Raw genomic sequence first — 9,358 nt, forward strand, 5'->3', positions numbered from 1 at the left:
TCCTACGCAATCCAGGGCGTGCATGTAGCGAACCCGACCAAACAGTGGGCCCGCAAGCACGCTGAGTTCCGGGCGCAGTTCGCCCAACGCCGAGACCAGGTCCCGGAAGTCTTCACCGCTGGATGAAAAGCCGACGAACACGACGAGGACGCTCTGGTAGTCGTGCACGATGCCCTGAGATTCAGTGTCTCCGAAGTGGAGAGATCCGGTGTCCACGAAGTGACGAGATCACACACCAGGTAGATGGACTCCCGCTACCCGAAACGGCCATGCGCCAGCATGGCCGTTTGCACTATTCTCGGTACGTTCGAGCCTCTAGTTTGGCATACTCCTCACCCAGTTTGCGCCAGGTTTCGTTCCTTAGGGCGTGGAGGAGCAACATGTCTCGACGATCGACTGGGCGTCGCAGGAGGCCCTTGATTCGGCGCCTTAATGATCGACCGATATCTGGGTCATTCGGGAAATGCCCCACGCCAGTCAAGAGCATCCGTCGAAGGAGAGGAAATTTCTCCCGGGTTACATGATCGTGGATCTGTGCGTACTCTGCTCCGAGCATTCTGCACAGACTTTCAACATCAACATGGTCGCTCTCAGGGGCAACCTCCACAAGATTCCCGCTACGCCGGTGATGCACGAGCTCAAACTCTATTGGCCGCCCCGGTTCGAAATCAAGCAGCACTGAAAATCCGCTTTCCGGATCACCCAGCCCCTGAGCGTTATCAAAGTAAAAGTTTCCGACACTGTAGAAAATTACGGCATTGCGGTACCGTTCAAACCCTTGGGCGACATGAGGGTGTGCTCCCACAACGGCATCAGCCCCAATGTCGCAAAACCAGCGATAAGTATCTCGCCAGTACCGTTGGGGAATGGGAACATTCTCGAGACCGGCATGCGGAAGGACGATGACAAAATCGGCCTGTTCACGGAGCTCGTGCATCCATGATTCAATCAAAGGGTCATTGATCCAAGCATAACCGGCCCTCGCATTAGCTTCATTCGAGCAAGTCGCCCCAAACTGTGCTTCGCAGACGTTAAGCAAACCAAGTTTGATCTCACCCACGCTTAGAATCAACGTGGGAGCCGTACGACTTGCATGCGGCCCTGCCCCCATGTATCTAGCCCCAGACTTTTCAATTTCTGCGATCGTTGCCTCAAGGCCGGGACTGCCGAAGTCCATGATGTGGTTATTCGCCAGGAGGAATAGATCGACTCCCTGCTCATGAAGACCCCGAACCGTAGCGCGGTAGTTATGGATGTGGCGCCCTACTTTGGGTTCTTTATGACCAGCCCCGTCGATCGGGCCCTCGAGATTGAGAATGGATACATCTGCAGCCTGCACAACATTCTCTAGGCCGGCACCAATAATTTTCCCCGACGCCTGAGACGCATTGGCGACGTCCCCACCGACAAATACCTTCATTTTCTCAACCTTTCGTCTGACCCTCTGAGTTACGGAGCAAACGTCGTCCCACTAACCACAATCGCGTGCGCCCCAGAAGGCCGACAATAGCGACACCAGCCGCTGCACCAGCTGCACCTGAATGTAGTGCCCCTACCAGTGTTCCTATAAGCATGAATGCCGTAAAAAGAACCGCGTTCACCGCCACCGTACGGTCTAGTCTGCGGGCCTGAAGTATGCCGGCAAGAACTGGACCAATCGTCACTTCTCCGACCCTCAGGAGCATCCAGATCATCACGACCCCACCACCCGAAAACTCAAGCCCGAATATAGATACGACCATCCACTCCGCGCAAGGTATAAGGGCCAGCGGCAAGAGAGTCAGCAGGATGAGCCCCACGAATAGCAGATCAAAGAGTTTGACTACTTTGTCCTGCGGCGCTTTCGCAACCCGCGGGATAACAACGGGATTAATAGCTGCAGAAAATAGCACCAATGGAGATGCAATTCTGGATACGGCACTGTAGAGCCCGCTCGCAGCAAGACCAGAAATCAACGTAACAATGACTGTATCGAATTGCCGTAGCGCGGCAACCCCCGGGGCAACGGCAAGGGGGAATTGCTCCCGGGTCACTCTACGTGCCGAAGCCTTCTCGATCTTGCCGGCCCGCGGGACCAGGAGAAAAACAAGGCCTAGACCCACCAAACCCGCGCCAACCCGCGCTACCCCAAATGCGAGTGCGGCATTAGCGTGCAACGAAAGGAGACCTAAGAACACAAGTAGTGACGAAATGGATCTCGCTGAAACAGCCGTGACAGACGGGCGCACTTTGTGATGGGCTAGAGCTAAAGAAAGTCGGTTATCACCCAGCTGCTGGCTCCACGCGCCAAATGCATTTGCTGCAACCGCGAGACAAATAAGTGGCTTGTCGGCTACATACAGCGAGCCGGCCAATAGGAGGCCTAATGCACAAGTCAAGAGAATTGAGTTCATCCGCAGCGCTCCGTGGGCGAGGTCGGGACGCCCGAGCGCCTCTTCGCGCACGACGAACGTCGCAGTGTTCATCCCAACGACGATGAAAATCACAGAGTGGACAGCGTGATAAATTGCGACGATACCGAAAAGTGTAGGTCCAAGCTCACGCGCAAGCAGAATAAGAAGTACTGCTTGGATCAGTGCTTCTAATCCTCTGGCGCCCCCCATCGAGCCCAGTTGCCGTAGCAGCTTCATGGCGTGAATATTCGCCCGACAATCGGCTCCCTGTAACCCGTTAGATCGATCGGTGTTAGATCACCAAGCGCACGCTGGTCTCCGCCACGATAAAGACCGCCCTGTGGAAGGAAGGTCATTTCACCGAAATAGATGCGTTTACCTGTCGAGTACAGATCCACGCGTACAAATGGGATTCCTTCGGCCAGTTTGCGAGCCAATGCACACAGTTCCGACCAGTTGGGAGGAAGCGGATAAGACTCCTGGTGTTCGTAGTCTGGATTTACTCGAATATCCGCCTGCGTTCCGTCCTCGTACACCGTCGAGACTTTGGCACCTTGACCACGGTCCCAAAAGATGCGGACTAACTTAATCTCCCCATTAACACAGTTGAATTTATAATCAACCGGAAGCGCATCATCGGTGCCGATGAATTCTTCGACAATCACTCTCGGGCGAACATATCGGTAAGGCCATTCGGAGTTCCAGGTTCCGTACCGTCGCCGAACCGCAGCACTCAGACGCTTGGTAATTTTTGCCCAACTGTCATCATCTAGACTCCGGACGATCTGCGCAGACCCGGAATCATGCGACGCTTTTACCACATAGGGAGGTGTGCCGAGCGCCGCCCGGTCCAGTTCGCGTGGGTGGTCTGCAATTTGTATTACAGGGATCAAGTATTCGGGACCAATGCGTTCTGCAACCCAGTCTCTGACTCGGACCTTATCGGCAAGAATGACCGTCTCTTCTCGCTGATCAAAAAGTTTCAGCCACTGGATCTTATCATTGAAATCTTCAGGATTTACAAGATTCGGAAATCGACCTACGTGGCTCTTCATGGCATGGTGAATTTCCAAATAGTCGAGAAAGTGAGGACGCCAGCGCAGCGGAAGAACCTTCTTGTCTGAATACCACTTTCGGATGGTTAGGATCGTCTGATCGGGTCGGACAACAGTGCGGGCAGCGGCGACGGAAATGAGTGTCCGCCCCACATTGGTCAGAACACCCTGACGCAACCATGGTCGATTGAGAATCACTTTTGCGACCATTGCTGCTCCTTGTCAGTGCACTTACCTTTTCGTGCAGATGGGTCTGCAGATTGCGAAGCAGATTCGTATGTCCTAAGCAATGCCGTCCTCACCCCGTCTGCCGACAGCTCTGCTTGCGCCAAACGTTGGGCGCGTCTGCAGTATTCGGCATAATTCTCTTCCTTCAGGACCTCATGTACTGCGCCGGCAATTGCCTCTGGATCTCCGTCGGGCACGACTCGCCCCGCACCGTAGGATTCAATCAATGCTGCGAGCGCACTTGACTGAGTGATGACAACAGGCTTTCCAAGAGAAAGCGCTGCAACAACGACATTTCCCCAAGGCTCGCTCTCTGAAGTGAGAACGAAGGTACGACTCTTCTTTAGCCGCTCCAAAACGCCGGCGCTATCGGTCGCGCCGGCGTATCGCAGTAAGTTGGTGTTTTGTGCAAGTCTCAGTAGGGCAGATAGGTCCCCTTCGTCCGGACCCAGTACTACATAGCGTTCATTCCAGCCATTAGAGGATGCAGTCTTGGCCGCTAGTCCAAAGTCTAAGACGCGCTTACGTGGATGCAACCTGGCCGCGAATAGGGCATCAGCGAAATGATCGGTATTCAACGTATCGGGGCCAGTCTCTGACGGAGGAGGGTTTCCGATCACATCAATACGGCCCGCAAGTTCGCTCGACCAGGCTTCAAGCTGACGGCGTTCGACATCGGTTAGGGCGATGATTCGGGCGGCCTTACCTAGAAGCCGCCGAACAACAAGTACGTCAAGAATACGGTGACTAAGGCTAAGGCGGCCGGTCAACATTCCATGCGGCTGCAACACCATCGGTGTCCTTGTGAGGACTGCTGTGAACGCCGCCATCACGGGTACGGGTTCACGTGCCATCGAGATATGTACGAGGTCAGAAGTGCGGACGCCCTGCCAGAGGGAAGGGAACATTCGCATCCCTGCAACATCGACAAATGACCGCAAGCGAGCCGCATGCCGGACAGGAAAGGTGTCGAGATTATGTAATCCCTCCGGCCCATCTCCATCGAATGCTCCAGCGAGGACACGCGCACGGTATCCCACACCATTCAGCAACGCTGACTGCCTCATGGCCGTGTCGAAAGGTCCTCCGTATTTCCCCCTCCGACTAGCTACAGCGACTACCCTAAGGACCCTCACTGAGTTGGTCCTGTAGACGCAAAACGGAGGCCGACAATCTCGTTCCTGTCCCAAATCACATTCTGCGGCACGTTGCCTTCTACTCTATTCATTGGCTTAATCAAGGCAGACCTACCGACTCGCGCACCCCCAAGCACCATACAACGGCTTGTGATCCATGCTCCGTCTTCAATGTGAATTGGCCGGGTCAGAAGTGCCATGTCCTCTCTGTGACGGTGGCTGCCGGTGGTTAACATCGATTCTTGAGAGATAACGACGTCACTGCCTACGAAGACGTCATCCTGGTTGTGAAACCAGACCCCCTCGCCGATCCAAGACCTCGCTCCAATGTGGAGCTTCCAAGGGAATCGAACTCGGGTACGGGGACGAAATATCACGTTCTCTTCAATGTCAGCTCCGAAGGCTCGCAGGACGCCCACCCGCAGGCCTGAACTGACCTGCCAGGGATTAGTCACCAGCAAGAGTTCGCAGACCCCCCATAGGTAAACAACCCAGCGTGGTCTATCCCAGCTTTGACGCTCACCCGGGGCCATCGACAAATTGACGACACGTGCTGCCTCGTCTCTCACGGCTCCCCCCTTCATAACCCGATAGCCAGCTTGGCCTCCAATAGGCTATATCCATGACGTCACGTCCACGAATCGCTATCTTAGGTCTCAATTACGCTCCAGAGCATACCGGGATTGCCCCTTACACCACGGGCCTGGCAACAGGCCTCCGTCAGCAGGGCATTGCCGTCCGAGTGTTCACAGCCCACCCCCATTACCCTGAATGGAGGCTTCGGGAGGGGAGCGCGTGGACTTCCCACGAATACCTCAACGATGTGCCCGTCACACGTTTACTCCACTACGTGCCCACCTCACCTAAGGGTATCAAGCGCCTGATTTCAGAAATCGCTTTCGGCCTGCGACTACTGTTCGCCGGGATGGAACAGCCAGACGTCTATATAGCGGTATCGCCCGCGCTTTTTTCTAGCGCGATTGCCTCGTTGAGAATCCCAAAAGAGAAAAAATTTGTTATATGGGTCCAAGATATATATTCCCTTGGGGTTAGCGAGACAGGCGGGAACGGTACAGTGGCGAAAATAATCTCAAAGCTCGAGTCTAAGGTTTTCAAGCGCGCAGACAGAGTCGTAGTGATCCATGAGCGTTTTGCCTCATATCTGACAAACGTCCTGGATGTTCCCAACGAGCGAATCTCGGTCATTCCAAACTGGACGCATTTGCGTGATCTTCCTACACCTCCGCGGGGTCACACCCGAGCATCACATGGGTGGGGTCCCAACGAGGCAATTATTCTCCACACCGGGAACATGGGCCTTAAGCAGGGATTAGAAAACGTTATTGAAGCAGCGCGTCTCGCGGAAGAACAACATGCCCCCATTCGATTTGTGCTTGTGGGAGACGGAAGCGAACGAGAACGCTTAGCGCGTCTTGCGAAGGATGTAAGAAACTGCGACATACTCCCGCCGTTGGATGACGCCCAGTTTGCGGCCGCACTATCTGCCGCTGACATTCTCTTGGTCAATGAAAAGGCGGGCGTATCCGAGATGGCTGTCCCGAGCAAACTGACGTCTTATTTTTCCGCCGGCCGTCCAATCGTGGCCGCCACTGATCCCAATGGTGTGACGGCAGAGGAAGTGAAGGCTGCCAAAGCTGGCCTAGTAGTAACGGCGGGAGATCCACAGGCGCTTCTCGATGCCGTTATGAGCATGTCTGCGAATGCGGGACAAAGTGAGCAGCTTGGTCGGAATGGTCGTTCCTATCGGGAAGCAGTTCTTAGCGCAGAATCCGCGATTCAGAAATTCACCGCGGTCGTCACTGGCATGTCGAAAGACTCAATGTCACGCCCGTAATCTGAGATGAAGTACTCTAACCGTGTTCAAGCTCTCGCACCCTAAGGAAGAAGTCATGACCAAGCGTGCACTCATCTCCGGTATCACTGGGCAGGACGGCTCCTATCTTGCAGAACTTCTCCTCGCAAAGGGGTATGAAGTGCACGGCATAATCCGCCGAGCCTCCACGTTCAATACCAGTCGAATTGACCACCTTTACGTGGATCCCCACGACCCGAACGCAAGGCTGTTTCTCCACTATGGTGACCTAAGCGACGGGGCACGCATGGTCACTCTGATGAGCCAGATCGACCCGGATGAGGTGTACAACCTCGCAGCTCAATCCCATGTTCGCGTTTCCTTCGAAGAGCCCGAACACACGGCTGACACAACCGGGACAGGTACTATTCGCTTGCTGGAAGCTGTGCGACTGTCCGGTGTGGAGACACGTTTCTACCAGGCATCCTCGTCCGAGCTCTACGGCGCTACTCCCCCACCCCAGAATGAAACTACGCCGTTCTACCCGCGTTCACCGTACGCCGCAGCAAAGCTCTACTCCTATTGGATCACCAAGAACTACCGCGAGGCTTACGATATGTTCGCGGTAAACGGGATCCTGTTCAATCATGAGTCACCTCGCCGAGGCGAGACGTTCGTAACCCGCAAAATTACTCGTGCGGTCTCCCGGATCAAGGCGGGGCTCCAAGAGGATCTCTACCTGGGCAATTTGGAGGCCATTCGGGACTGGGGTTACGCCGCTGAGTATGTCGAAGGCATGTGGCGGATGCTGCAAGCCGACTCCCCGGATGACTACGTTCTCGCCACTGGCCTCGGTTACACAATCAAGGACTTCCTGGAAGCCTCCTTTGGCCACGTAGGGCTCGAATGGCAGAAGTATGTGAAATTCGATGAGCGCTACCTGCGGCCGACTGAAGTTGATGCGCTTATTGGAGATTCGGCGAAAGCGCAATCGGAACTTGGCTGGACGCCCACAGTCGACGCGCTCTCTCTTGCCAAGCTTATGGTGGATGCGGATATCGAGGCACTCGAGCACGAGGGACGACCCTGGATCGACAAGGTTTCACTGCCGTCCTGGCAGGCGGAGAAAGTAGGACTGTGACCGCCTTCGATAACGTGTTATATAATCCGGGCCCGCTCGATAGGGACGCCACTTTCTACGTGGCAGGACACGGTGGTCTAGTTGGCTCAGCTATTTGGCGACGCTTGGAGAAAGAAGGATTCTCCAAACTTGTCGGACTGCGATCCGACGAACTGGATTTGAAGCAACGCGACGCGGTGCATCACTTCTTTCGTGAGGTCAAACCAAAGTATGTGGTGCTGGCGGCCGCAAAAGTTGGTGGCATTCTGGCGAATAGCACATACCCAGTGGATTTTTTAAGTGATAACCTACGCATCCAATCAAATGTTATGGATGCGGCCCTGGATGCAGGAGTCGAAAGGCTATTGTTCCTTGGCTCTAGTTGCATCTATCCGAAGTTCGCTGAGCAGCCTATTCGTGAAGACGCCCTCCTTACGGGTCACCTCGAGCCGACAAACGATTCCTATGCAATTGCAAAGATCGCAGGCATCTTGAACGTCCAAGCCGTACGCCGTCAGTATGGATTGCCATGGATCTCGGCGATGCCTACGAACCTTTACGGTCCGAATGACAACTTCAGCCCGGAAGGGTCACATGTACTGCCCGCGCTAATCCGGCGCTATTCTGAAGCTGCTGCAGTCGGCGCCTCCACTGTCACAAACTGGGGAACAGGTACACCTCGACGCGAGTTCCTACATTCGGACGATATGGCCGATGCGTGTCTGTATCTGTTGGAGAACTTCGACGGGCCAGAGCAGGTCAACGTCGGTACCGGTAAGGACGTAACAATCCGACAAATCGCCGAGACGATCGCGTCAGTAGTTGGGTACGAGGGTGATAGCGAATGGGACATCTCGAAACCCGATGGGACCCCCCAAAAGTTGCTTGATGTCTCAAAACTAACCGCCGCAGGGTGGACCGCGAAGATCAGCCTGCAAGAGGGAATAGAACGCACGGTTAATTGGTATCGTCAAAACGTCGCTAATATACGCCAGTAATGCATACCTTGTAGGTGTTCTGTTGATAGACTTAACCCCCTGAGGACCCTGCTAGGAGTGCTGATTTAGCATGACTAGCGGGGCCTCATGAGTTAAGGAGGCTTTTAAGGCTGGCCTGTCTAAATTTGGATTAGGGTGGCCTGAATTCCGTGTAGGTTTATGCTACACGCTTTCAAACTGGGGTTTTCTCGGTCATGACTCGGGCTTTATTTACCAATTCGAATGAAACGACCGCGTCAGTCAGGCAAACACCGCTGTCGGAAACACAAACTCGCGACCTCGCGACTACTGCCAGCCCCCGTTACCTTCTTCGTAGCTCCTCCGTCCATCAGGATGGAGGGGTGCTGACCGGCCGGTCCTGGGCATGATCGTTTGCCCCCAGTCACCCATGATCCGGGGGGTGTTGTCACCGAGGACCGGTCCGGTGGTCACGGATCGCTGATAGAGGCACGACCCGCCTATGGCTGGGACCTTCGTAACGTGGATGCCGAGCGTGCCCACCCTCCGGCCGGCCAGCAGGTGCAGATGCCGGTGCAGGAGAAGGGACTCGGTCATGTCAGAGCAACCACTACCGGCGGTGTTCGTCGGTCTGGACGTCGGCAAATCCGACCACCA

7 protein-coding genes are annotated in these 9,358 nt (G+C 54.9%); 3 read left to right on the top strand and 4 right to left on the bottom strand.

Annotation, left to right across the window (positions count from 1 at the left end; translation table 11 throughout):
• Positions 1-292: 292 nt before the first annotated feature.
• The 4 genes from CITRI_RS19125 to CITRI_RS19140 are packed head-to-tail and all read right to left on the bottom strand — an operon-like array spanning position 293 to position 4,812.
• Complete coding sequence (locus CITRI_RS19125) at positions 293-1,420, bottom strand: CapA family protein (protein WP_083843488.1); 1,128 nt, start codon at positions 1,418-1,420, stop codon at positions 293-295.
• Positions 1,421-1,424: 4 nt separating this feature from the next.
• Entirely contained in the window at positions 1,425-2,630 is a 1,206-nt protein-coding gene (locus CITRI_RS19130) for a lipopolysaccharide biosynthesis protein (protein WP_083843489.1), read from the bottom strand.
• Positions 2,627-3,658, bottom strand: a complete 1,032-nt coding sequence (locus tag CITRI_RS19135) for an ATP-grasp fold amidoligase family protein (RefSeq protein ID WP_083843490.1) — start codon at positions 3,656-3,658, stop codon at positions 2,627-2,629. Before CITRI_RS19135 ends, CITRI_RS19130 begins: the two co-directional genes overlap by 4 nt.
• Positions 3,643-4,812 (bottom strand): glycosyltransferase, encoded by a 1,170-nt coding sequence (locus CITRI_RS19140; RefSeq protein ID WP_255347905.1) that lies wholly within the window; start codon positions 4,810-4,812, stop codon positions 3,643-3,645. The genes CITRI_RS19135 and CITRI_RS19140 overlap by 16 nt, the downstream gene beginning before the upstream one ends.
• Positions 4,813-5,434: 622 nt before the next feature.
• On the opposite strand from CITRI_RS19140, the gene CITRI_RS18165 reads away from it, so the two are divergent.
• The 3 genes from CITRI_RS18165 to CITRI_RS19145 are packed head-to-tail and all read left to right on the top strand — an operon-like array spanning position 5,435 to position 8,743.
• Positions 5,435-6,667, top strand: a complete 1,233-nt coding sequence (locus CITRI_RS18165) for a glycosyltransferase family 4 protein (protein WP_010145833.1) — start codon at positions 5,435-5,437, stop codon at positions 6,665-6,667.
• A 55-nt stretch (positions 6,668-6,722) separates the two neighbouring features.
• Positions 6,723-7,766 carry a GDP-mannose 4,6-dehydratase gene (gene gmd / locus CITRI_RS0115385; protein ID WP_010145834.1) on the top strand — a complete coding sequence of 348 codons (1,044 nt, stop codon included), beginning with the start codon at positions 6,723-6,725 and terminating at the stop codon, positions 7,764-7,766.
• Positions 7,763-8,743, top strand: a complete 981-nt coding sequence (locus tag CITRI_RS19145; protein WP_010145835.1) for a GDP-L-fucose synthase — start codon at positions 7,763-7,765, stop codon at positions 8,741-8,743. The genes gmd and CITRI_RS19145 overlap by 4 nt, the downstream gene beginning before the upstream one ends.
• The last annotated feature ends 615 nt before the right edge of the window (positions 8,744-9,358 follow it).

Source organism: Citricoccus sp. CH26A (genome assembly GCF_000224415.1).
Taxonomy (GTDB): Bacteria; Actinomycetota; Actinomycetes; order Actinomycetales; family Micrococcaceae; genus Citricoccus.